Origin of the sequence: Streptococcus timonensis, from assembly GCF_047460355.1 — a bacterium.
Lineage (GTDB): Bacteria > Bacillota > Bacilli > Lactobacillales > Streptococcaceae > Streptococcus > Streptococcus timonensis_A.
Window position 1 is genome coordinate 539241 of the sequence record NZ_JASHGL010000001.1, and the last position, 25901, is coordinate 565141.

A 25901-nucleotide genomic window follows, 5' to 3' on the forward strand; every position below is an offset into this window, starting at 1 on the left:
TTTCGAATAAAGTAGAAAAGGAGGAGACTATGTTTGTAGCGAGAGATGCCAAAGGCCACTTAGTAAACGCCCTAGAGGATGAATTGAATAGGCAGACTTATACCTGTCTCGCATGTGGAGGTGGACTTCGTTTGCGTAAAGGAAAGGTTGTACGGAGTCATTTTGCTCACAAATCCTTAAAAGACTGTTCCTATTATTTCGAAAATGAAAGTCCAGAACACCTTGGCAATAAAGAAGCCCTCTATCATTGGGCTAAGAAGGATAGTACGGTTGCCCTAGAGTTTCCCATAGCAGAGATTCAACAGATAGCAGATATTTTGGTAAATGAAAAGCTAGCACTTGAAGTTCAATGTAGTCCCTTACCTCAGAAAATGTTAAGAGCTAGAAGTCAGGGTTACAGAAGTCTAGGATATCAAGTTCTCTGGCTACTAGGAACAAAACTTTGGTTAAAAGATAGGCTGACAAATCTACAAAGAGATTTTCTCTATTTTAGCCAAAATCTAGGATTTTATGTCTGGGAAATAGATCAGAAAAAACAAGTTTTAAGACTTAAGTATCTCCTTCATCAAGATTTACGAGCAAGATTACATTATCAAGTCAAGGAATTTCCTTTTGGAAAGGGCAAGCTTTTGGACATATTACGAAGTCCTTACCAAAAACAAGGAATAGCCACTTTAACGGTTAAGCAAGATCCAAGTATTTGTTACTACATTCGCCAACAACTTTACTATCAAAATCCCTATTGGATGAACAAACAGGCTCAGGCCTATCAGCAAGGCCAAAACATCCTCAACTATGAATTAAAGGATTGGTACCCGCAGATTAGACCTATCGAAAAAGCAGATTTTTGTCAGATTGACCAGAATTTGAGTGCCTATTATAAAGAGTTTTTAGCCTTTTATCACAAGCATCCTCAAAATAATAAACAAAACCTTTACCCGCCAGCATTTTATCATCAATATTTCTCAAAAAATATGGTAAAATAGAAAGGATGGAGGTATCTTATGGTATTACAAAGAAATGAAATTAATGAAAAAGATACATGGGATCTATCAACGATCTATGAAACTGACCAAGCTTGGGAAAAAGAACTTGAACTTTTAAGCCAGGCTACCAAAGAATCAGCTAGTTCTGAAGGCCATCTATTAGATAGTGCTACGAGCTTACTTGAAATTACTGAGCTTTATCTAGATTTGAATCGTCGTCTAGAAAAACTTTATGTTTATGCTCATATGAAAAATGACCAAGACACACGCGAAGCTAAGTATCAAGAATACTACGCAAAGGCTATGACTTTGTCTAGCCAACTCGACCAAGTATTCTCTTTTTATGAGCCAGAGTTTATGGAGATTACTGAGGAACAGTATCATGCATTTTTAGAAGCTGAGCCAAAACTTCAAGTCTACAAACACTTTTTTGACAAACTCTTGCAAAATAAGAATCATGTACTTTCACAACGTGAAGAAGAATTATTGGCCGGAGCTGGAGAAATCTTTGGTGCAGCCAGTGAAACCTTTGCTATCTTGGACAATGCGGACATCACATTCCCTCATGTTTTGGATGATGAAGGAAATGAAGTACAACTCTCTCACGGGACATACATTCGTTTGATGGAGTCAAAAAATCGTGAAGTTCGCCGTGGTGCTTATGAAGCTCTTTATGCAACTTACGAGCAATTCCAGCATACCTATGCTAAGACTTTGCAAACAAATGTCAAGGTGCAAAACTACCGTGCTAAAGTTCGCAATTATGAGAGTGCTCGTCAGGCAGCTCTTGCGGCTAACTTTGTACCAGAAAGTGTCTATGACAATCTAGTGTCAGTAGTTCGCAAACACTTGCCACTTTTGCATCGTTATCTTGCATTACGTTCAAAAATCTTGGGAATTTCAGACCTCAAGATGTATGATGTCTATACACCACTTTCTTCAGTAGACTATAGCTTTACTTACGAGGCAGCCTTGAAGAAGGCAGAAGAAGCTTTGGCAGTTCTTGGTGAGGACTACTTGAGTCGTGTGAAACGTGCCTTTACTGAACGCTGGATTGACGTCTATGAAAACCAAGGCAAGCGTTCAGGTGCATACTCTGGTGGTTCCTACGATACAAATGCCTTCATGCTTCTTAACTGGCAGGACAACCTAGATAATCTCTTTACACTTGTCCATGAAACTGGTCACAGTATGCATTCTAGCTATACTCGTGAAACCCAGCCTTATGTTTATGGAGATTACTCAATTTTCTTAGCAGAGATTGCTTCAACAACTAATGAAAATATCCTAACTGAAAAATTATTGGAAGAAGTTCAAGACGATGCGACACGCTTTGCAATCCTCAATAACTTCTTAGACGGTTTCCGTGGAACAGTCTTCCGTCAAACGCAGTTCGCTGAGTTTGAACACGCTATTCACCAAGCAGACCAAAATGGTGAAGTCTTGACAAGCGAGTTCTTAAACAATCTCTATGCTGACTTGAACCAAGAGTACTATGGACTTAACAAGGAAGACAATCCTCAAATTCAATATGAATGGGCACGCATTCCTCATTTTTACTACAACTACTATGTGTATCAGTATTCAACAGGATTTGCAGCAGCTTCAGCCTTGGCTGAAAAGATTGTTCATGGTAGTCAAGATGATCGTGATCGCTATATAGATTACCTCAAAGCAGGGAAGTCAGACTATCCACTTAATGTCATGAAAAAAGCAGGCGTTGATATGGAGAAGGAAGATTACCTCAACGATGCATTTGCTGTCTTTGAACGTCGTTTAGATGAGTTTGAAGCCCTCGTTGAAAAATTAGGATTGGCATAAGCTAGATGGTAGAGTCATATAGTAAAAATGCCAATCATAACATGCGTCGACCAGTTGTCAAAGAAGAAATCGTAGACTTTATGCGCCAGCGTCAAAAGCAGGTGACAGGTTCCTTAAAAGAGCTAGAAAATTTTGCTCGTAAGGAAAATATTCCCATCATTCCTCATGAAACGGTTGCTTATTTCCGTTTTCTCATGGAGACTATGCAACCAAAAAATATTTTAGAGATTGGGACGGCAATTGGTTTTTCTGCTCTCCTTATGGCGGAGCATTCACCGGAGTCAAAGATTACGACAATTGACCGTAATCCTGAGATGATTGGTTTTGCCAAGGAGAATTTTGCTCGCTTTGATAGTCGCAAGCAGATTTCCCTTTTAGAAGGCGATGCTGTGGATGTCCTTTCGACCTTAACAGAGACCTATGACTTTGTATTTATGGATTCTGCCAAGTCCAAATACATCGTCTTTCTACCAGAAATCCTCAAACACCTCGAAGTAGGTGGAGTCGTTGTCTTGGATGATATTTTCCAAGGAGGGGATATTGCCAAAGATATCATGGAAGTCCGTAGAGGCCAACGAACCATCTATCGTGGCTTGCAAAGACTCTTTGATGCGACTTTGGATAATCCAGGATTAACCGCTAGTTTGGCTCCTCTTGGAGACGGAATTCTCATGCTGAGAAAGAATGTGGAAAATGTAAGTCTACCAGAAATGGAATAATTTTAAAAAATCGTATAATCCTTCTGTATCAAAAACAGGAGGATTTTTATGTTTCAAACCACCATCAATATAGGCTATGCTCGCGTTTCTACCCACAAGCAAGACCTTGGCTTGGAGGTGCAAATGGAGGCTCTCAAGCACTGCGACCAGCTCTTTATCGAACGTGAATCTGGATCAAACAATGCACGTCCAGAACTCGAAAAAGCCTTAAAATTGGCTTGTGACCTTTCAAAGGAAGGCAAACAGGTCACTTTTACAATCTATAAGTTAGATCGCCTGACTCGCTCCATGTTCAGATTACTGGAGCTGATTGAACAATTCAATGCTTCGGCTATTCAGCTAGTCAGTTTGCATGAAAAACTGGAAACCGACTCGCTCATCGGTAGGTTACTTTGCGTCATTTTAGGATTTGTGGCAGAAAGTGAACTGGAAAATTTACGATTTCGTACCCGTGAAGGACTTCGGAAAGCCAAGGAAAATGGTGTCAAACTAGGTGCCAAGCGAATGTCAAGAGATAAGGAAGAGAGAATTATTGAGCTGTATTTAGCAGGGGAATCAAGCATCAGAACAATAGCAAAAACAGAACGAATTTCGACCTCAACCATCTATAAAGTCTTGGAACGAAACAAGGTTGCCAACAATCGCAAAAAAGTTTCGCAAATTTCTTGCTAAAAACAAGATAAAATGCTACAATGAAGGCGTAAATATGTTTCGATTAACGACCGTTTGGCGAAACATTCAAAATAACAATGTGAATATTTCAGAAAATACGAATCTAACAAGGTTTTGAGCCTGTGTTGGATTGGTATTTTTTTGTTTTTTAAGTGTATCGTTTAACGGTCGTTACACGATACACCAAGACCCTTGTCGCTCAAGAGCTTGAGGTGAATTGTTCGAAACACTAATATCAAAAAAATTAGGATTTTGTAGTATTAGCCCACCTAAAAGGTAATCTACATGCCTATGGAGGAAATTATGAAAACAAATAAACTTGTTAAACTCGGTATCGCAACCTTTGCGGTTGCGGTGTTGGGTGTAGTGCCAGCTTTTACAGCTCAGGCAGATACACATGTGGCAGAACAGCCAAATACAGCTCAGGCAGACACAAATGTGGCAGAGCAGCCAAATACAGCTTCAAAACCAGTAGAAAATGGCAAACCAAGTGATTCAGAAAAACCAGAGGTTAAACCGGTTGAAGAAGTGAAACCTGAAGCTAAGTCAACAGCAAACGTAGCCGAAACTCAGCCAGCTGCTACCCCAGGAGGAGATGCAACCTTAAAAGAAGAAAAACATCTTCCTATCCGATATGTAATCGAACTACATTTTAAACATATAGGTATTGCGGGGGAAGTAGAACCTACTAAAACGTTGACAGGAACTGTTAACTTTGGTGAAGATTTAACAATTGATGCTCCAACATTTGAAGGATATAGGCTTGAAAGAGCTTACCCCAAAATACTGAATATTAGTTATGATAATCTAAATAATTTTGGGAAGACAGCTGGATCTGAAGTTTATGAAATAGATGAGACATCTAAAGATAGGGAGTATACTCTCACAAAAGAAGGCGATACAATTATAGCACATCGTCGGCTTCAATATGAGACACTTCCGCTAGAGAAGCCTAATAGGAGCGAACGGACTCTTCATATTAACTTTAGCTATACTGAAACTCCTAAAATTTGGCCCGATGGTACACGCCCTCTTCGTCGCAAGTATCATTCCATTGATGATGGAAAACGAGGCATAACAGTCACTATTAAGCCAGGTGAGAGTTTTACTTTACCTAAGGGTGAGATAGATGGCTATATTTTGGAAGATATAACGGATTCTAGACACGAAGAGGGAAGATGGGGAGCAACTACTGGTAATCATTATAAACCTGGAGAAACTGTACCTTACGAGAAATTCAACTTTTATCCTGCTGTTGTTGACGGTGTAGAAAGCGATCATATTTCAGTTAGTTATAGTTATTATCGACCAGAAAAACCATCTCAACCTACGGAGAAACCAGCACCAAAAGCTGACGAAAATCAAGAGCCCATCAAATATCGTATCGATTATTTCGATGCAGATACGGGAGAGAGGCTATCTCGAGAAATTGGAGTTTTAAACCCTGGTGAAACTATCAATATCCATAAAAATATTGACGGCTATGAGGTAGTTACGAATCGTCGTTGGATGTCTGGTTATAATGTGGACTACCGGTTAATGGATAGATATTTTGGGTCTTCGTCTGGATATCGATACATGTTTCTAGAATATAAGAAGGTAAATGCGGATGCTAAGCCTTCAGAGACTCCGAAACCAGAAGTAAAACCTGAAACGAAGCCTTCTGAGACACCAAAACCAGAAGTTAAACCAGAACCAGCGCCAAAAGCTGACGAAAATCAAGAACCCATCAACTATCTTATCGAATATTTCGATGCAGAAACGGGAGAGAGGATATCTCGAAAATATGGAGTATTAAAACCTGGTGAAACTGTCAATATCCATAAAAATATCGATGGCTATGAGGTAGTTTCGAATGATAGCTGGATGCCTGGATATATTGTTGACTACAGGATAATGAGTAGATATTTTGGTGGTCAAACGTTTGAACGTTACATGTTTCTAGATTATAAGAAGGTAAAGGCGGATGCTAAGCCTTCAGAAACACCAAAACCAGCGCCAAAAGATGAAGAAAAGCAGGAGCCCCTCAAATACCGTATCGATTATTTCGATGCAGATACGGGAAAGGAGATATCTCGAGAATATGGAGTTTTAAACCCTGGAGAGACCATCAATATTTATAAAGATATTGAGGGCTATGAGGTGGTTTCGTATTATAGCTGGATGCCTGGTTATAAAGTGGACTACAGGATAATGAGTACATATTCTGGTGGTACTACGTTTGAACATTACATGTTTCTACGTTATAAGAAGGTAAATGCGGATGCCAAACCTTCAGAGACTCTGAAACCAGAAGTTAAGCCTGAAACTAAACCTTCTGATATTTCAAAACCAGAAGTAAAACCAGAAACTAAACCATCAGAGACACCAAAACCAGAAGTAAAACCAGAAACTAAACCATCAGAGACTCCAAAACCAGAAGTAAAACCAGAAACTAAACCTTCAGAGACTCCAAAACCAGGAGTTAAGCCAGAACCTAAACCATCAGAGACTCCGAAACCAGAAGTTAAGCCGGAAACTAAACCATCAGACACACCGAAACCAGTTACACCAGCTGTTCCAGATCAACCACAACCTGCTAAGCCAGAGAAACCAGTTACACCAGCTGTTCCAGATCAACCACAACCTGCTAAGCCAGAGAAACCAGTTACTCCAAGCACAAGCCGAGTCCTTTCGAACGAAGCTGGAAGCGTTCAAGTTCGTGGCTCAGAGTCAACGCTCAAAAATGTTAGCTACATCAAGGTAGAAGAAACCAAGGCTAAATCACTTGAGACGAAAAGCTACAAGGCTTATGACATTCATTTATATGACGCAAACGGCAAGGCTATCCAGCCAAATGGCATGGTTTTAGTGACCCTTTCTGCCGACAAACCAGTTGAAAATGTCTACTATGTTGCCCCAGATGGCGCTTTGCAAGCACTTGATTTCAAGCAAGATGCAGATAAGGTGACTTTTGAAACCAACCACTTTAGTATCTATGCAATGACATTCAAAAATATCGCTGCAAATCGCAATGACAGTAGCATACAAATGCCTATTGCTGTTGTAGGTGGTGAAAATACAACAACCACAGGTCAAAATAGCAATGGAGCAGATACCACAAAAGCGCAAGCTACACCGCTAAATACCAAGACTGAAGGTGGGTCGAAAGTCCTACCAAATACTGGAGAACAAAATTCAATTCTTGGATTTGCAGGCTTCCTCCTAGCAAGTCTTGGCTTAGCAGGTCTAACTTACAAAGGACGTCACTAAAAAATTAACACACGATAAACAAGAGAGAGTGGGACAGAAATCGGTAATTCGTTAGAATTCGATTTCGTCGTCCCACCTCCGCATAGTTGAGTAGGGCTGTAAAAGCTGATGAAATCAGCGTAGTAGAGCCCACTCAACCACTGCGTCTTGCTCGACAATCCAAAGACAAGAAGAGGCTAGGACTTTTGTCCCAGCCTCTCTTTTTGGAATAAGAAAAACTGGAATCGTAATAAATTTAAAAGCTAGTATTTTTAGTCTTATTTAAGTTATCTGCTTTAAAATATGGTATAATGATTGAGTCGGTCTAGAGAAATTTTCGACCGTTTTTAGAAAAAGGAGTAAACATGAAGAAAAAATTAATGGCAGGAGCCATCACATTATTGTCAGTAGCTACTTTAGCTGCATGTTCAAAGAGCTCTGAAGGAGCAGACTTAATCACTATGAAGGGTGATGTCATTACTGAGCATCAATTTTTCGAAGAAGTTAAAAATAATTCAGTTGCGCAACAAGTTTTGCTCAATATGACTATTCAAAAAGTATTTGAAAAACAATACGGTTCTGAAGTCAGTGACAAAGAAGTAGAAGAAGCTGTTGCAGAAGAACAAAAGAAATACGGTGATAGCTACCAAACTGTATTGGCTCGTGCAGGCATGACACCTGAAAGTCGTAAGGCACAAATTCGAACAAGTAAATTAGTAGAATACGCTGTTAAAAAAGCTGCAGAAGCTGAATTGACTGATGAAAACTACAAAAAAGCATATGATGAGTACACTCCCGAAGTAACTGCACAGGTTATTCGTCTTGATAGTGAAGAAAAAGCTAAAGAAGTTCTGGCTAAAGCTAAAGAATCAGGAGCTGATTTTGCACAGTTAGCTAAAGATAATTCAGTAGATGAAAAAGCTAAAGAAAATGGTGGCGAAATCACATTTGACTCTGCATCGACAGAATTGCCAGATGTTGTAAAGAAAGCTGCCTTCGCTTTAGATGTTGATGGTGTATCTGATGTTATTACTGCCCCAGGGAAACAAGCTTACACTAGTAATTTCTATATTGTTAAACTAACCAAGAAATCTGAAAAATCAGCTAACTGGGAAGATTATAAAGAAAAATTAAAAACTGTAATCTTAACTCAAAAACAAAATGATACTACTTTTGTTCAAGGTATCATTGGTAAAGAATTGCAAGAAGCAAATATTAAGGTTAAGGATCAAACCTTCCAAAGTATTTTCACTCAGTATATTAGTAAGCAAGAGACAACAACAACGACTGCAGATGAGACAACAACTGCAAGCGAAACAACTACTTCAAACTAAACTTTTAACTCTACCTTTAGGTAGAGTTTTTTTGATGAAGATTGAAGTACAGAAAACATGGAGTCTAAGTCAAATTAAATGTTAGGACTACTTTTGACTCAGTTTATTATATGTAGAAATTCCTTCCTTTCATGTATAAGAGTTTTTTTCTAGTCTAAAAAATGGTATAATAGCTAGTAAAACTAGAAATGATGAAAGAAAACAAGATTTTCTATAGATAGATGGTGAAGTATGAAAATTAGTAAAAGGCACCTGCTGAATTATTCCATTTTAGTGCCATATCTACTCTTGTCTATTTTAGGCTTGATAGTAGTTTATTCGACGACAAGTGCAACATTGATTGAAGAAGGTAAAAGTGCCTTTCAATTAGTTCGAAACCAAGGACTATTTTGGCTAGTCAGTTTGTTCCTTATCGCCTTGATTTATAAATTAAAATTAGGTTTTTTACGAAATGAACGCTTGATTTTTATAGTCATGTTTGCTGAGTTAATCTTACTAGCTTTGGCTCGTTTAGTTGGGATTCCCATCAATGGAGCTTATGGTTGGATTAAGGTTGGACCGGTTACGATTCAGCCTGCTGAGTACCTAAAGATTATTATTATTTGGTATCTTGCTCAACGTTTTTCTAAACAACAAGATGAAATTGGCGTATATGATTTCCAAGTTTTGACACAAAATCAGTGGTTTCCGAGAGCTTTTAACGATTGGCGTTTTGTTCTTTTGGTAATGATTGGTAGTTTGGCTATTTTCCCAGACCTGGGAAATGCAACCATTTTACTATTGGTGTCTATAATAATGTATACAATTAGTGGTATTGCCCATCGCTGGTTTGGAACTATCATAGGTTTGCTAATAGGAGTGTCTACCCTATCATTGACGGCTATTAAGTTTATTGGTGTTGAGAAATTTTCTAAAATCCCTGTATTTGGTTATGTAGCAAAACGTTTTAGCGCCTTTTTCAATCCCTTCGATGACCTATCTGGGGCTGGGCACCAATTGGCCAATTCCTATTATGCCATGGTTAATGGTGGCTGGTTTGGTCTAGGTTTGGGGAATTCGATTGAAAAACGAGGTTATCTACCAGAAGCCCACACGGATTTTGTCTTTTCTATTGTGATTGAAGAATTTGGTTTTGTTGGAGCAAGTCTTATTTTGGCTCTGGTTTTCTTCCTCATTCTACGTATCATTCTAGTTGGTATCAGAGCTAAGGACCCTTTCAACTCAATGATGGCTATTGGTATTGGTGGTATGATTTTAGTTCAGGTCTTTGTTAATATCGGTGGAATTTCAGGCTTGATCCCTTCGACGGGAGTAACCTTCCCCTTCCTGTCACAAGGGGGGAATAGTCTTTTAGTTTTATCAGTAGCTATTGCCTTTGTTCTCAATATTGATGCCAGTGAAAACCGTGCAAAACTATACAGTGAAATGGGTTACCGTATCTAAAGACAGCTTAAAAAGGAGAAAAAATGTCTCTTCAAAAATTAGAAAATTATAGTAATAAATCAGTTGTAAAAGAAGAAGTTCAAATTTTGACAGAGTTGTTGGAAGACATCACTAAAAATATGTTGACTCCTGAGACTTTTGACAAGATTATGCAATTGAAAGAATTGTCAACTAACGAAGACTATCAAGGTCTTAATGAAATTGTAACTAGTCTTACAAATGATGAGATGGTCTACATTTCTCGTTACTTTTCAATTTTGCCACTTTTGATCAATATTTCAGAAGATGTTGACTTGGCCTACGAAATCAACCACCTTAATAACGTGGACCAAGATTATCTTGGTAAACTTTCAACAACCATTAAAATAGTTGCAGAGAAAGAAAATGCTAGAGAAATTCTTGAGCAGTTAAATGTGGTACCTGTTTTAACGGCCCACCCAACCCAAGTGCAACGTAAAAGTATGCTGGACCTGACCAATCATATTCATAATCTTTTACGAAAATACCGCGATGTGAAGATGGGCTTGATTAACAAGGATAAATGGCATAATGATCTCCGCCGTTATATTCAAATCATCATGCAGACGGACATGATTCGTGAGAAGAAACTAAAAGTGACCAATGAAATCACTAACGTTATGGAATACTACAATAGTTCCTTCCTTCAAGCCATTCCGAACCTAATGCTGGAGTACAAACGTCTGGCTAAGGAGCAAGGGATTGATTTGAATCAGCCTAAACCAATTACCATGGGTATGTGGATTGGTGGGGACCGAGACGGAAATCCATTTGTGACAGCTGAGACACTTAAACGCTCAGCTACTATTCAAAGTGAAGTTATTTTAAATTACTATATCAGCAAGATTTCTAGTCTTTACCTTAACTTTTCTCTCTCAACCAATCTTTCAAAAACAAGTAAAGCAGTAGAAGAGATGGCTGAACGTTCAGGTGACAATTCAGTCTTTCGAGAAAAAGAACCTTATCGCCGTGCTTTCCACTTGATTCAATCAAAACTAATCCAGACCTTGCTCAACTTAAAACAATGGTCTCTAGTTGGTTCTACGGTAGAAGAGCGTCGTCCTGTTGCAGGTTTTATTGGGGGAAATAGTCATCAACAAGGAGTGATTTCAGATTACATCGGTAGTCGTATCTCAGGTGCTATACAGGAATTAGCAGACGATCGTGCTCCTTATTACCAAACTGTAGAAGAATTTAAAGATGATTTAAATACCATTCATGATTCCTTGATTGAGAATAAGGCAGAAGCTTTAATTACGGGTGAATTTGCTGAACTTTTAGAAGCAGTAGAAGTCTTTGGTTTCTACTTGGCTTCTATTGATATGCGTCAAGATTCTAGTGTTCATGAAGCCTGTGTAGCTGAATTGCTTGCATCCGCTGGTATCAATGACCACTATAGTGAACTATCAGAAGACGAAAAATGTGACTTGCTCTTACATGAGCTACTAGAGGATCCTCGCATTTTGTCTGCAACTCATGCGCAAAAATCAGAACTACTTGAAAAAGAATTGGCTATCTTCCAAACTGCTCGTGAATTAAAAGACCGCTTAGGGGAAGATGTCATTCGTCAAACCATTATCTCTCACGCAACTAGTGTGTCTGATATGTTAGAACTTGCCATTATGCTCAAAGAAGTTGGCCTTGTGGATGCTGAAAAAGCGCGTGTTCAAATTGTTCCTCTGTTTGAGACTATTGAAGACTTGGACCATTCTGAAGAAACCATGAGAAAATACTTCTCACTCCCATTAGCTAAAAAATGGATTGCTTCCAAGAATAATTACCAAGAAATCATGCTTGGCTACTCTGACAGTAACAAAGATGGTGGTTACCTATCTTCATGTTGGACCCTTTATAAGGCTCAACAACAACTAACAGCTATCGGTGATGAATTTGGTGTTAAAGTTACCTTCTTCCATGGACGTGGGGGGACTGTTGGCCGTGGAGGTGGACCAACATATGATGCCATTGCTTCTCAACCGCTCAAGTCTATCAAAGATCGTATCCGTTTGACCGAGCAAGGTGAAGTAATTGGCAATAAATATGGTAATAAAGATGCAGCCTACTATAACTTAGAAATGTTAGTATCTGCAGCCATCAACCGGATGATTACACAGAAGAAGAGTGACACCAATACTTCAAATCATTATGAAGCCATTATGGACCAGGTAGTTAATCGTTCTTATGATATTTACCGTGACTTGGTATTTGGAAATGAACATTTCTATGACTACTTCTTTGAGTCAAGTCCAATCAAGAATATTTCAAGCTTTAATATTGGCTCTCGTCCAGCTGCTCGTAAAACCATCACTGAAATTGGCGGTCTTCGTGCTATTCCATGGGTGTTCTCTTGGTCACAAAGTCGTGTTATGTTTCCAGGTTGGTATGGTGTAGGTTCTAGTTTTAAGGAATTTATTGACCAAGATCCACAAAATATCGAATACCTTCGAGATATGTATCAAAACTGGCCATTCTTCCAGTCACTACTTTCTAACGTAGACATGGTCTTATCAAAATCAAATATGAATATTGCCTTTGAGTACGCTAAGCTATGTGAAAGCGAAGAAGTACAAGCAATCTATTACACTATTTTAGATGAGTGGCAGTTGACTAAGAATGTCATTTTAGCAATCGAAGGACATGATGATCTTTTGGCAGAAAATCCTTATTTGAAGGCTAGTCTAAACTATCGTATGCCTTACTTTAACATTCTCAACTATATCCAGTTGGAATTGATTAAGCGTCAACGTCGTGGTGAGTTATCTTCAGATGAAGAAAGATTGATTCATACGACCATTAACGGAATCGCTACAGGATTGCGTAATTCGGGCTGATACAAGCTACATTTTTCAAAAACCGTAGGAATCTGCTAAGTTTCAAGTTCAAGTTGGATAGCAAATAGCAATTTTTAACGTGACTTGTAGCCCAAGAATTTTTTAGGATAGTTATTCATCCAATTATCAATGAAGGCGACTTCTTTAGGAGTCGTTTTCTTTTTTCTTTTAGGGAATCCTATACGAATCAGCTAGTTGTGATTATCATTAGTTCCCCTTTCCCAAGAGGTATAGGGATAATTTAATGTCTACTCTTTCGATCAGCCAAGAGAGGCAAACAGTTTTGTTTTATCTTATAACTAGAACTTTATCTATTTCCTAATGACCATTCTCCTAGCTTAAATTATTGATGTTCGAAAAATTTTTCTTGGCTTTTTTTAGTCAACTAAATATATATAAAACGAAATAGAGCATTAAATTCGTTTACAAGGCCTAAATATAATGCTATTCTATATATAGGAAAAGGCTTACAATTGCAAGTATAAAGATGAATCTGCCTATATTAGGAGAATAGTTATTGAGGATGGAGTAATAACTATTAGGCTGATGACTTGAGTTATGAATAGGAATAAATGAGTATGAATAATAAACAAAAACTTGGTCATGGTATTGTTGTAGCCATTATTATTTTAACGGGGGTGTTATTTTTTATCCAAAGACATTCTTCAGTATCATCAAAACAATTTTCTATACAGTCAGATGTAGATTTTTATTTATTGGGATACCACAGTGTGGAGGGGTATAATTTTAAAGATAGTTCATTCGAGAAAGTTTCTGATGAAAAAATAGAGATAGTTAGGGGACAGATTAATCAAGTTGTTAAGCGTGCAGAAATTTCCAATCGTTATTTGCTATTTTCTGAAGAAGGTCCACCCTTAGGTGTAGTGGGTAGAATAATATCAGTTGATTTTGAAACTGGGAAAATTCACTATAATAAGACCTCCGATTATGCTTTTTCATCAGCTGGCGTAAATCCAGACTATTATTTCACATCTGAAGCAAATACAGATGATAGTTTTATTGCAGTTTTTGATACAAATCTAAAGGAAGTAGATAAATATATTTTCAAAAATTCTGTTTTTGCTTCAGATTTTTCAAACGATGGTGATGATATCTACTTTTTGGGAGTAGAGGTTAACAGTAATGATAATTACCCAACCTACTTACATCATTTTTCACTAAAAAATCAAAAATTACAGTTTGAAAATAAAGAAATTCTCCATGAAGATCCAGAATTAACCTATTTTTTTGACAATAGCATTGTGAGAGGTAAGCAACTCTATTCAATTTCCGGTGGTTATCGAATTAACTCGACCAAGGAAAAAGTACTTTGGGGAAAAGTTTTTCACTATGATATGGAATCAGGACTTAAGGAATTTTTTGATTTAGATGAAATTGGGCCAGTTAATATTATTGAATTAGGAGAAAACTTGTTAGCAATTGAACATGAGAATAATGATTCAGGAAAAATTGCTTTCAGTCTATTTGATGTAACTAGTCATAAATCAACCTTTATCAATTTATCTCAATTTGGATTTTCAGCTGAAACAGACTACATAAAGGATATTAAGCTGATCGAAGATAATATCTTATTAGTTTTAGCTGGTAATAAATTAATTGCATATGACATAAATGAAAATACTATCATTCTTGAAAAGATAGTTGATGAAGATATGTTTCATATTTGGTTAAAATAATTTGTAAAATTACGTAGAATTTTGTAATGTTACATTGTAAAGCCGATTTCTACAGTCCTATGATAAACTTATTTTATTTAATTTAACATTTTTAAAAAAATAATTCATAAAATAACTTGACAAGCATTTTTAAAATGATATAATTTAACCATTCAGAAAGTAATCATTAAAATTTTTTAGAGAGTCTGTGGTTGGTGGAAACAGATAGATGGAGATGATGAAAATTGGGCTGAATGTTATTAAGAATTTGAAATCATAAGAATTCGGTGCGCACACCTTACAGTGCAACTCGTGAAGCGAGATTGAGAGATAGGGAGGATTCCCTATAATTGAGGTGGCACCGCGCATCGACGTCCTCACACAAGTTTTTTGTGTGAGGACTTTTTCTTTTGTTTAGGAGGTATATGATGGAATTCAAACGATGGCGACGCTTGGTAAAGTTATATTAAAAGTGAAATGAACATTACGAAGTTTAAGTGAAATAAGGAGAAATAAATATGAATAAACGTTTAATTGGTATTATCGCAGCACTAGCACTTGTAGTTGGAGGAAGCTTGGTCTACTCTAACTTAATGAAACAAGATACTAAAACCGAGACAGCTAACAAAACAGCTAAGGTTGGTGTTCTACAGTTCGTCAGTCACCCATCACTCGACTTAATTTACCAAGGTATCCAAGATGGACTTGCTGAAGAAGGCTATAAGAGCGATCAAGTTAAAATTGACTTTATGAACTCGGAAGGTGATCAAAGTAAGGTTGCCACAATGAGTAAACAATTGGTGTCAAATGGAAATGATGTTGTTGTTGGAATTGCGACACCTGCAGCTCAAGGTCTAGCAAGTGCAACAAAAGACCTTCCTGTTATCATGGCAGCTATTACAGACCCAGTTGGAGCTAACCTTGTACAAAACTTGGAAAAACCAGGTGGAAACATCACAGGGGTATCTGACCATAACCCTGCTGAACAACAGGTTGAATTGATTAAAACATTAACTCCTGATGTCAAGACAGTTGGAGCTCTTTACTCAAGTAGTGAAGATAACTCTAAATCACAAGTTGAAGAGTTCAAAGCTTACGCTGAAAAAGCTGGTTTGAAAGTCGAAACTTTTGCAGTTCCATCAACTAACGAAATTGCTTCAACAGTAAATGTCATGACTGGAAAAGTAGATGCAATCTGGGTTCCAATTGACAACACAATCGCATCTGCATTCTCAACTGTAGTATCAAGTAACCAAACAGCTAAAAAACCAATCTATCCAAGCGCAACTGCAATGGTAGAAGCGGGTGGTTTGGCATCAGTGGTTGTTGATCAACACGACCTTGGTGTTGCTACTGGTAAGATGATCGCTAAAGTCTTGAAGGGTGAAAAACCTGCAGATACTCCAGTCAATGTCTTTTCAACTGGTAAATCAGTTATCAACAAAAAATTGGCTCAAGAACTTGGAATTACAATTCCTGAATCAGTTTTAAAAGAAGCTGGTCAAGTGATTGAATAAGAAAACGGGAGGAGTTGGAGACATCTCCTCCAATTTTTAAAAGAAGGAAATGAATGTAACATGATAATATCGATTATTTCACAAGGATTCGTCTGGGCAATTCTGGGTTTGGGAATCTTTATGACCTTTAGAATCCTTAACTTCCCAGATATGACAACTGAGGGCTCCTTCCCACTAGGAGGAGCAGTTGCAGTAACATTGATTACTCAAGGGGTTAATCCTTTTCTTGCTACATTAGTAGCTGTTGGAGCAGGTTGTCTTGCAGGTTTAGCAACAGGACTTCTCTATACAAAAGGTAAAATTCCAACACTCTTGTCTGGAATTCTAGTCATGACTTCTTGCCATTCAATCATGCTCATGATAATGGGAAGGGCTAACCTTGGTCTTCTAGGGACTAAACAAATCCAGGATGTTCTTCCATTTTCATCTGAAGTTAATCAATTACTGACAGGTTTAATCTTTGTGACTTTGGTTATCCTTCTTATGCTTTTCTTCCTAGATACTAAATTGGGACAAGCTTATATCGCAACAGGAGATAATCCAGACATGGCTCGTAGTTTTGGTATCAATACGGGACGTATGGAACTTATGGGCTTGGTCTTGTCAAATGGTGTTATTGCCCTTGCTGGTGCCTTAATTGCCCAACAAGAAGGTTATGCAGATGTTTCTCGTGGTATCGGGGTTATCGTAGTTGGGCTTGCTAGCTTGATTATCGGAGAAGTACTCTTTAAGAGTTTGACCCTAGCAGAACGTTTGGTTACTATTGTCGTTGGTTCTATTAGCTACCAATTCCTAGTATGGGGAGTCATTGCTCTCGGCTTTAACACAAGCTACCTTCGACTATATAGTGCTCTTATCCTAGCAACTTGTCTAGTCATTCCAACACTTAAGGATAAATACTTGAAAGGAGTCAAGTTAAGCAAATGACAGCGATTGTAGAATTAAGAAATGCCACAAAAATTGTGAAGAATGGATTTGATGAAGAAAAGATTATCCTAAACGATGTTTCGCTTGACATTTATGAACACGACTTCATCACAATCTTGGGTGGAAATGGTGCAGGAAAATCAACACTCTTTAATAGCATTGCAGGAACTTTACCTTTAACTAGTGGGACTATTCGCATCATGGGGGAGGATGTCACAAATTTCAGCCCTGAAAAACGGGCCAAGTATCTCTCTCGTGTTTTTCAAGATCCAAAGATGGGAACTGCACCACGTATGACAGTTGCAGAAAATCTCTTGATTGCTAAGTTTCGTGGAGAAAAACGTGGACTCTTTCCACGAAGACTCTCAGCTTACAAGGAAGAATTTCAAGCAACTATTGAGAAAGTCGGAAATGGTCTAGAAAAACACTTGGACACCCCGATTGAATTCTTGTCAGGTGGACAAAGACAGGCCTTGAGCCTCTTGATGGCAACCTTGAAGCGTCCAGAACTCCTTTTGTTGGATGAACATACAGCTGCTCTTGACCCTAAAACAAGTGTAGCCTTGATGGAATTGACAGATGACTTTGTCAGCAAGGATCATCTGACTGCTCTGATGATTACCCACCATATGGAAGATGCTCTCAAGTATGGAAATCGTCTTATTGTTATGAAAGAAGGACGAATCATCCAAGATTTAAACAAGGATGAAAAAGCCAAGATGAAGATTTCAGATTACTATCAACTATTTGAGTAAAGGATTGATTGCTAAAAACTTAGAAGTAGGTTATCTGCTTCTAAGTTTTTAATAGTTGAAAGTGTCAAAGAATCCTCTATTTTTGATAAATTCTAGAGATTTTAGTATTTTCATGAATACTTACTTAAGAAAATACCATTTATCAATGAAATAGAAGTATGTAAGTGGTATGAAATGGTTTACTTTTTTTCAGAAATAAGCTATACTATATAAAGTAAACTGTGATAAAATGGAGGTATTGTCTATGGTTGACAAGAGACTCATCGAAGAGATCAAAAACAATACCAATATTGTTGAAATCATAGGAGAAGTGATTTCTTTACAAAAATCTGGACGGAACTTTTTGGGGCTCTGTCCTTTTCATGGTGAAAAGACACCTTCCTTTAACGTTGTTGAAGATAAGCAGTTTTACCATTGTTTTGGCTGTGGACGTTCTGGGGATGTTTTTAAGTTTATTGAAGAATATCAGCAAGTCTCCTTTACTGATGCTGTCAGGATTTTAGCGGAAAGACTTGGCGTACAAGTGGTAAGTCCTGTTCAGCATTCTGTCCACCACACTTCACCACACCAGAATCTCTATGACATGCATGAAAAAGCTGCGAGGTTTTACCATGCTATTCTCATGACGACTAAGATGGGTGAAGAAGCAAGAAACTATCTCTACCAGCGTGGTTTGACAGATGATGTTCTCAATCACTTTATGATTGGACTGGCTCCAGCAGAGCGCTCTTACCTTTATCAACGTTTGGAAAAGGATTATAGTGAAAAAGACCTGCTGGATTCAGGTTTATTCTACTTATCTGAGAATAACCAATTCTTTGATACTTTTCATAATCGGATCATATTTCCGCTTTCAAATGATCAAGGCAAGGTCATTGCCTTTTCTGGTCGAATCTGGCAGGAAACTGACTCCCAAACAGCAAAGTATAAAAATAGTCGATCGACGGCAATTTTTAACAAGAGTTACGAATTGTATCATTTGGAAAGTGTAAAAAAAGGTTCGGGCAAGGCCTCTGAAATCTACCTCATGGAAGGTTTTATGGATGTAATTGCTGCCTATCGAGCTGGTATTGAAAATGCGGTAGCTTCCATGGGGACTGCTCTAACTAGAGAGCATGTCAATCACCTGAAACGCTTTACCAAAAAGGTGATCATCACTTATGATGGTGATAAGGCAGGTCAGGCTGCAACGGCTAAAGCTTTGGATGAACTTGGGGATATGCCTGTTCAGATTGTTCAGATCCCTGATGCTATGGACCCTGATGAGTACTTGCAAAAGAATTCTCCTGAAGACTTGGCTTATCTCTTAGCCAATACTCGAATTAGTCCGATTGAGTTCTACATTCATCATTTCAAGCCAACTAATAGTGATAATTTGCAAGCTCAGATTGATTTTATTGAGAAAATTGCACCACTCATTGTCAAAGAACCTTCTATCACAGCTCAGAACACCTACATTCATCTGCTGACAGATCACTTGCCTTCATTTGATTACCAGCAGGTTGAGCATATTATCAATGAGAGTCGTGTTCGAAAAAGACAGGAGAAAGTCCAGCAAATCTCAAATCCAACGCCAATAACCATGTCGGTTTCCAAACAACTAACTGCAGTTATGCGGGCCGAAGCGCATATCCTTTATCGCATGATGGAGCATCCGCTTGTACTTAATGATTATCGCTTGAGAGATGATTTTGTCTTTGAGACACCTGAGTTTCAAACCTTGTATGGACTCTTGGTTGAAAACGGAAGTGTTTCTTCTGAAGATTTGTCTCAGCAACCTAGAGAGGTTGAGAGTGCTTGGTATCAAGTACTAGCCTTGGATTTGCCAACGGAAATGTCTCCTCAGGAGCTAGTAGAAGTTGAAGAGTCACGGAATCGTGCAATTCTAAATCAACAAAATTTGCAAATCAAAAAGAAAGTTCAGGAAGCTAGTCACGTAGGTGATACAGATACCGCCTTAGAAGAGCTAGAACGCTTAATTGCCCAAAAAAGAAGAATGGAGTAAGAATGGCAACAAAACAAAATGAAGTAACAACCTTTGATGTCCAAGTTGCGGAATTTATTCGTAATCATAAAAAAACTGGGACAGCTACTGATGATGAGATTAACAATGTCCTTGTCATTCCTTTTAGTCTGGATGTAGAAGGGATTGAAAATCTCTTGCAACGCATTCAAGATGCTGGAATTTCAATCACAGATAATGAAGGTAATCCAAGTGCTCGTGTCCTAAGTGCAGAAGAAGAGCCAGAGCTTAATGATGAGGATTTGATTGGTTCGACCTCTGCTAAGGTTAATGACCCTGTCCGTATGTATCTAAAAGAGATTGGGGTTGTGCCTCTGCTTACAAATGAAGAGGAAAAAGAGTTGGCCCTTGCTGTTGAAGCTGGAGATGTTGAAGCTAAACAACGTTTGGCTGAAGCCAACCTTCGTTTGGTAGTGTCGATTGCCAAACGTTATGTTGGACGTGGCATGCAGTTCCTTGATTTGATTCAAGAAGGTAACATGGGCTTGATGAAAGCCGTTGATAAATTTGACTACTCTAAAGGCTTTAAGTTCTCTACTTATGCAACTTGGTGGATTCGTCAGGCTATTACACGTGCTATTGCTGACCAAGCTCGTACCATCCGTATCCCTGTTCACATGGTTGAAACTATTAACAAGCTTGTGCGTGAGCAACGTAACCTCCTTCAAGAATTGGGACAAGACCCAACACCTGAACAAATTGCTGAACGTATGGATATGACACCTGATAAGGTTCGTGAAATCCTCAAGATTGCTCAAGAACCAGTTTCTCTTGAAACACCAATCGGTGAAGAGGACGATAGCCATCTTGGTGACTTTATCGAGGACGAAGTGATTGAAAATCCAGTGGACTACACAACTCGTATCGTCTTGCGTGAGCAGTTGGATGAAGTCTTGGATACTCTTACAGATCGTGAGGAAAACGTTCTACGCCTACGTTTTGGTCTTGATGATGGGAAAATGCGCACTCTTGAAGATGTTGGTAAGGTCTTTAATGTCACTCGTGAGCGTATCCGTCAGATTGAAGCAAAGGCTTTAAGAAAACTCCGTCAGCCAAGTCGTAGCAAACCACTTCGTGATTTTATTGAAGATTAGTACGGGGGATTGATTATGGCTTATACTGAAGAACAAATTGAAACAATTAAAACAAAAATTTTGTCTGCACTTGAAGAAGTAATTGACCCAGAGTTGGGTATCGACATTGTCAATCTTGGCTTGATTTACGAGATTCGTTTCGACGGTGATACTGGAGAGACAGAGATTGATATGACGCTTACAACCATGGGATGTCCTTTAGCAGATTTCTTAACTGACCAGATTTATGATGCAATGACCGAAGTTCCAGAAGTAACCAATACTGAAGTGAAGTTAGTCTGGTATCCAGCTTGGACTGTTGAAAAAATGAGTCGCTATGCTCGAATTGCTTTAGGAATTAAATAAGATAGTTACAAAAGGAGAAATAGTATACTTGCTTGGGTTTTCCTAGCTTTTATACTATCTCTTTTTTATTTGCTGATTTTCTTAGAAGAAAATGGTATAATAGGTAGTATGGAAAAAGAGAAATTACGCATCAATATGCTAAGTTCAAGTGAGAAAGTAGAAGGCCAAGGTGTATCTGGCGCCTATCGTGAACTTGTGCAATTGTTAAAACGAGATGCGAAAGACCAATTAATTATTACGGAAAATCTTCCTGTTGAATCTGATGTAAGCCACTTTCATACAATTGACCTTGCCTATTATTTATCAACTTTTCAGAAGAAGCGTTCTGGTCGCAGAATCGGTTATGTTCACTTTTTACCAGATACCTTGGAAGGTAGTTTGAAGATTCCATTTTTCTTAAAGGGAATTGTGAAACGTTATGTCTTTTCCTTTTATAATCGGATGGAGCACCTAGTAGTAGTAAATCCAACTTTCATAGAAGATTTGGTTGCGGCTGGCATTCCTCGTGAGAAAGTAACCTATATTCCTAATTTTGTTAATAAAGAAAAATGGCATCCACTTCCAGCTGAACAAGTGGTTCAACTGCGTAAGAACATGGGTCTTGATGAAAATCAATTTGTTGTGATAGGAGCTGGGCAGGTTCAAAAGCGTAAAGGTATCGATGATTTTATTACCTTGGCTGAGCAATTACCCCAAGTGACCTTTATTTGGGCAGGTGGTTTTTCATTTGGTGGAATTACCGATGGTTACGAACGATATAAGAAGATTATGGACAACCCTCCAGAAAATTTAATCTTCCCTGGAATTGTTTCGCCAGAGCGCATGAGAGAATTATACGCCTTGGCTGATCTTTTCCTACTACCAAGTTATAACGAGTTATTCCCGATGACAATTTTAGAGGCTGCTAGCTGTGAGGCTCCGATTATGCTTCGTGACCTTGATCTTTACAAGGTTATTTTGGAAGGAAATTATAGACCAACGAGTGATGTAGAAGAGATGAAAGATTCGATTTTAGAATATCAAGATAATCCGCAAGCCTTGAGCGAATTAAAAGATAAGGCTAAGAAAATCTCAAAAGAGTATTCAGAAGAGCATCTTCTAGAAATTTGGTTAAAGTTTTATCGAGAACAGGCTGCTTTAGGAAAAAAATGAGGTAGTATATGCGAATTGGTTTATTTACAGATACTTATTTCCCACAGGTGTCGGGTGTTGCAACCAGTATTCGAACTTTAAAAACGGAACTTGAGAAACAAGGGCATGCAGTTTTTATTTTCACAACGACAGATAAAGATGTGAATCGTTATGAAGACTGGCAAATTATACGTATTCCAAGTGTACCTTTCTTTGCTTTTAAAGATCGACGTTTGGCCTATCGTGGTTTTACAAAGGCTTTAGAAATTGCTAAACAATACCAGTTGGATATCATCCATACGCAAACAGAGTTTTCGCTCGGTTTATTGGGTGTATGGATAGCTCGTGAGTTAAAAATTCCTGTTATTCATACCTACCATACCCAGTACGAAGACTATGTGCACTATATTGCTAAAGGCTTGTTAATACGACCAAGCATGGTCAAATATTTAGTCAGAGGCTTCTTACATGATGTAGATGGTGTCATTTGTCCAAGTGAAATTGTTCATGATCTTCTGTCTGATTATAAGGTCAAGGTTGAAAAAAGAGTCATACCAACAGGGATTGATCTAGCTAAGTTCGAAAGACCTGAGATTGGACCTGAACAACTGAGAGACTTACGTGAAAAACTAGGTATCAAGGAAGACGAGAAAATGCTCTTGAGTCTTTCACGAGTTTCTTATGAAAAGAATATCCAAGCTGTTCTAGCAGCTTTTTCGGATGTGCTAAAGGAAGAACTAAAAGTTAAATTGGTTGTTGCTGGGGATGGTCCTTATCTAGATAATCTCAAGGAGCAAGCTTTACAACTTAACATTCAGGATTCAGTTATTTTTACGGGCATGATTGCCCCAAGTGAGACAGCTCTTTATTATAAGGCTGCTGATTTCTTTATATCTGCTTCGACAAGTGAGACCCAGGGCCTAACTTATTTGGAGAGTCTAGCAAGTAAGACACCAGTTATTGCTCATGGAAATCCTTATCTGGACAATCTTATTACGGATAAAATGTTTGGAACCTTGTATTACCAGGAAAGGGATCTTGCAGGAGCAATTTTAGAAGCCTTAATTGCTACTCCGGATATGGATCCAAAGTTATTGGCAGAAAAATTATATGAGATTTCTGCTGAAAATTTTGCCAAGCGTGTTCATGAGTTCTACTTAGACGCGATTATTTCAAATAATTTTGAAAAAGAATTAACTGGTGATCAACCGATAACCAAACGTTTCTTAAAGACCGTATTTTATTTACCTCAACAGGCTGTTACTATGCCTGTTAAAGGTTCGAAGCGAATTTTAAAAGCTTCTAGAAAGCAGTTAAATAGTTTTAGAGACTATTGGTTGGACTAAAAAAAATGGAGTGTTAAAAAATGAATAAAAAATTTATGAGAAGTAGCCGAGATCAAAAAATTGGTGGTGTATGTGCAGGTGCTGCCCATTATTTTAATATTGATCCAACACTTGTTCGTGTTATTTGGGGAGTATTAGCTTTCGGTTATGGAGCAGGTGTTTTAGCTTATTTAATTTTGTGGGCAATCGCTCCAGTTTCAGAAGAATTTTAAGATTTAAGAATTACATAGGAGGAGAAAATTATGGCATTTGGAGATAACGGTCAACGTAAAAAATCTTTTTTTGAAAAATTAACACTTTTCATCGTTATGATCATGTTGTTCGTAACCCTAGCGGGCATTTTTGCTACTGCTATTGGAGTATTAAGCAGATTCTAAGCAATTAGAACTCTTGCAATAGAATATTTTCGGTGTCTGGGATTTTCCCAGCCCTTTTTAAAGTGAGAAAAGAAAATGAGTATGTTTTTAGATACAGCCAAGATTAAGGTGAAGGCTGGAAATGGTGGTGATGGCATGGTTGCCTTTCGCCGCGAGAAGTATGTCCCTAATGGCGGACCATGGGGTGGTGACGGTGGTCGTGGTGGTAATGTCGTTTTCGTCGTAGACGAGGGCTTGCGCACTCTGATGGATTTCCGTTATAACCGTCATTTCAAGGCCCAGTCGGGTGAAAAAGGGATGACCAAAGGAATGCATGGTCGTGGGGCTGAGGATTTGATTGTCCGTGTTCCTCAAGGTACAACTGTACGAGATGCTGAAACTGGAAAAGTTTTGACGGACTTGATTGAAAATGGGCAAGAGTTTATCGTAGCTCATGGTGGTCGTGGTGGTCGAGGTAATATTCGCTTTGCGACACCGAAAAATCCTGCTCCTGAAATTTCAGAAAATGGAGAACCAGGTCAGGAACGTGAACTTCAGTTAGAGCTTAAAATCCTTGCTGATGTAGGTTTAGTTGGTTTCCCATCTGTAGGGAAATCTACACTCCTTAGTGTGATTACCTCTGCTAAGCCAAAAATCGGAGCCTACCACTTTACGACCATCGTGCCAAATCTTGGTATGGTTCGAACTCAGTCAGGTGAATCCTTTGCCGTAGCTGACCTTCCAGGATTGATTGAAGGTGCCAGTCAAGGTGTGGGATTGGGAACTCAGTTCCTTCGCCATATTGAGCGTACTCGCGTTATCCTTCACATCATTGATATGTCAGCGAGTGAAGGACGTGATCCTTACGAGGATTATTTAGCCATCAATAAAGAGTTAGAATCTTACAATCTTCGTCTGATGGAGCGTCCGCAGATTATTGTTGCCAATAAGATGGACATGCCAGATAGTCAGGAAAACCTTGCCGAGTTCAAGAAAAAATTGGCAGCCAACTATGATGAGTTTGAGGACTTGCCAGCTATCTTCCCAATTTCAGGTCTAACTAAGCAAGGTCTTGCACCTTTATTAGATGCAACGGCTGAGCTTCTTGATAAAACACCAGAATTTCTTCTTTATGATGAGTCAGAAATGGAAGAAGAAGTTTATTATGGCTTTGATGAGGAAGAAAAAGCCTTTGAAATCAGTCGTGATGATGATGCAACTTGGGTTCTTTCAGGTGATAAGCTTATGAAACTCTTTAACATGACCAATTTTGACCGTGATGAGTCTGTTATGAAATTTGCCCGTCAATTGCGAGGGATGGGGGTTGATGAAGCCCTCCGTGCTCGTGGGGCTAAAGATGGAGATTTGGTTCGTATCGGCAAGTTTGAGTTTGAATTTGTAGACTAGGAGATAGTTATGGGGGATAAACCAATATCTTTCCGAGATGCTGATGGAAATTTCGTATCTGCAGCAGATGTCTGGAATGAAAAGAAATTAGAAGAACTTTTTAACCGCCTTAATCCTAATCGAGCCCTTCGTTTAGCACGTCAGAAAAAAGATGATAGGCCTTCGGCTTAGTTTACATCTCTGACTAGAGTTGTTCTATTTATAGATGTATCCAGTAAAGACAGGATTATCTAATCATGCTGATAGTTAGATGACTTGATAGAGTTATA

The 25901-nt window shown here is 38.4% G+C and carries 21 protein-coding genes, 1 pseudogene and 1 other annotated feature; of the genes and pseudogenes, 21 read left to right on the plus strand and 1 reads right to left on the minus strand.

The genetic code is table 11. The annotated features are described in order from the left end of the window. Positions 1–29: 29 nt before the first annotated feature. The 8 genes from QM941_RS02920 (at position 30) to ppc (ending at position 13055) form a co-directional block, all read left to right on the plus strand. Complete coding sequence (locus QM941_RS02920; RefSeq protein WP_414338656.1) at positions 30–986, plus strand: competence protein CoiA; 957 nt, start codon at positions 30–32, stop codon at positions 984–986. Positions 987–1004: 18 nt separating this feature from the next. Continuing rightward, on the plus strand, positions 1005–2807 hold the full coding sequence (pepF, locus tag QM941_RS02925) for an oligoendopeptidase F (RefSeq protein WP_414338658.1): 1803 nt from the start codon (positions 1005–1007) through the stop codon (positions 2805–2807). Positions 2808–2812: 5 nt separating this feature from the next. After that, a complete protein-coding gene (locus tag QM941_RS02930; protein ID WP_414338661.1) occupies positions 2813–3526 on the plus strand; it encodes an O-methyltransferase in 714 nt (237 codons plus the stop codon). A 48-nt stretch (positions 3527–3574) separates the two neighbouring features. Next, on the plus strand, positions 3575–4198 hold the full coding sequence (locus QM941_RS02935) for a recombinase family protein (protein ID WP_414338663.1): 624 nt from the start codon (positions 3575–3577) through the stop codon (positions 4196–4198). 303 nt (positions 4199–4501) lie between these two features. Continuing rightward, positions 4502–7450, plus strand: coding sequence for an LPXTG cell wall anchor domain-containing protein (locus QM941_RS02940; protein WP_414338666.1), 2949 nt, complete (start codon positions 4502–4504; stop codon positions 7448–7450). A 344-nt stretch (positions 7451–7794) separates the two neighbouring features. After that, a complete protein-coding gene (gene prsA / locus QM941_RS02945; protein ID WP_414338668.1) occupies positions 7795–8763 on the plus strand; it encodes a peptidylprolyl isomerase PrsA in 969 nt (322 codons plus the stop codon). A 231-nt stretch (positions 8764–8994) separates the two neighbouring features. After that, positions 8995–10206 (plus strand): cell division peptidoglycan polymerase FtsW, encoded by a 1212-nt coding sequence (gene ftsW / locus QM941_RS02950; RefSeq protein WP_414338671.1) that lies wholly within the window; start codon positions 8995–8997, stop codon positions 10204–10206. A 23-nt stretch (positions 10207–10229) separates the two neighbouring features. Further along, positions 10230–13055: a phosphoenolpyruvate carboxylase gene (ppc, locus tag QM941_RS02955; RefSeq protein ID WP_414338673.1), complete on the plus strand. Its 2826-nt coding sequence runs from the start codon at positions 10230–10232 to the stop codon at positions 13053–13055. Between the two features lie 74 nt (positions 13056–13129). Here the strand turns inward: ppc and QM941_RS02960 are convergent. Beyond that, positions 13130–13294, minus strand: a pseudogene (locus QM941_RS02960) (IS30 family transposase); the annotation flags it as partial. A gap of 339 nt (positions 13295–13633) precedes the next feature. Between QM941_RS02960 and QM941_RS02965 the strand changes: the two are divergent. The 13 genes from QM941_RS02965 (at position 13634) to QM941_RS03025 (ending at position 25803) form a co-directional block, all read left to right on the plus strand. After that, positions 13634–14752 carry a hypothetical protein gene (locus tag QM941_RS02965; RefSeq protein ID WP_414338675.1) on the plus strand — a complete coding sequence of 373 codons (1119 nt, stop codon included), beginning with the start codon at positions 13634–13636 and terminating at the stop codon, positions 14750–14752. Between the two features lie 144 nt (positions 14753–14896). Next, positions 14897–15113: a binding site (T-box leader), on the plus strand. Between the two features lie 136 nt (positions 15114–15249). Then, positions 15250–16248, plus strand: coding sequence for a tryptophan ABC transporter substrate-binding protein (gene trpX, locus QM941_RS02970; RefSeq protein WP_414338678.1), 999 nt, complete (start codon positions 15250–15252; stop codon positions 16246–16248). 60 nt (positions 16249–16308) lie between these two features. Then, entirely contained in the window at positions 16309–17175 is an 867-nt protein-coding gene (locus QM941_RS02975) for an ABC transporter permease (RefSeq protein ID WP_414338681.1), read from the plus strand. Then, positions 17172–17930, plus strand: coding sequence for an ABC transporter ATP-binding protein (locus tag QM941_RS02980; protein WP_414338683.1), 759 nt, complete (start codon positions 17172–17174; stop codon positions 17928–17930). The genes QM941_RS02975 and QM941_RS02980 overlap by 4 nt, the downstream gene beginning before the upstream one ends. Before the next feature lie 244 nt (positions 17931–18174). Further along, positions 18175–19935: a DNA primase gene (gene dnaG / locus QM941_RS02985; RefSeq protein WP_414338685.1), complete on the plus strand. Its 1761-nt coding sequence runs from the start codon at positions 18175–18177 to the stop codon at positions 19933–19935. A 2-nt stretch (positions 19936–19937) separates the two neighbouring features. Continuing rightward, positions 19938–21047 carry an RNA polymerase sigma factor RpoD gene (gene rpoD, locus QM941_RS02990; protein WP_414338688.1) on the plus strand — a complete coding sequence of 370 codons (1110 nt, stop codon included), beginning with the start codon at positions 19938–19940 and terminating at the stop codon, positions 21045–21047. A 15-nt stretch (positions 21048–21062) separates the two neighbouring features. After that, a complete protein-coding gene (locus QM941_RS02995) occupies positions 21063–21392 on the plus strand; it encodes a metal-sulfur cluster assembly factor (RefSeq protein WP_414338690.1) in 330 nt (109 codons plus the stop codon). A 108-nt stretch (positions 21393–21500) separates the two neighbouring features. Further along, entirely contained in the window at positions 21501–22544 is a 1044-nt protein-coding gene (locus QM941_RS03000) for a glycosyltransferase family 4 protein (protein ID WP_414338693.1), read from the plus strand. Between the two features lie 8 nt (positions 22545–22552). After that, on the plus strand, positions 22553–23869 hold the full coding sequence (locus QM941_RS03005) for a glycosyltransferase family 4 protein (protein ID WP_414338695.1): 1317 nt from the start codon (positions 22553–22555) through the stop codon (positions 23867–23869). Positions 23870–23889: 20 nt separating this feature from the next. Next, a complete protein-coding gene (locus tag QM941_RS03010; protein WP_414338696.1) occupies positions 23890–24081 on the plus strand; it encodes a PspC domain-containing protein in 192 nt (63 codons plus the stop codon). A 30-nt stretch (positions 24082–24111) separates the two neighbouring features. After that, complete coding sequence (locus tag QM941_RS03015) at positions 24112–24246, plus strand: DUF4044 domain-containing protein (RefSeq protein ID WP_414338699.1); 135 nt, start codon at positions 24112–24114, stop codon at positions 24244–24246. A gap of 75 nt (positions 24247–24321) precedes the next feature. Continuing rightward, a complete protein-coding gene (gene obgE / locus QM941_RS03020; protein ID WP_414338702.1) occupies positions 24322–25632 on the plus strand; it encodes a GTPase ObgE in 1311 nt (436 codons plus the stop codon). A gap of 9 nt (positions 25633–25641) precedes the next feature. Continuing rightward, on the plus strand, positions 25642–25803 hold the full coding sequence (locus tag QM941_RS03025) for a hypothetical protein (protein ID WP_414338704.1): 162 nt from the start codon (positions 25642–25644) through the stop codon (positions 25801–25803). Positions 25804–25901: the final 98 nt, after the last annotated feature.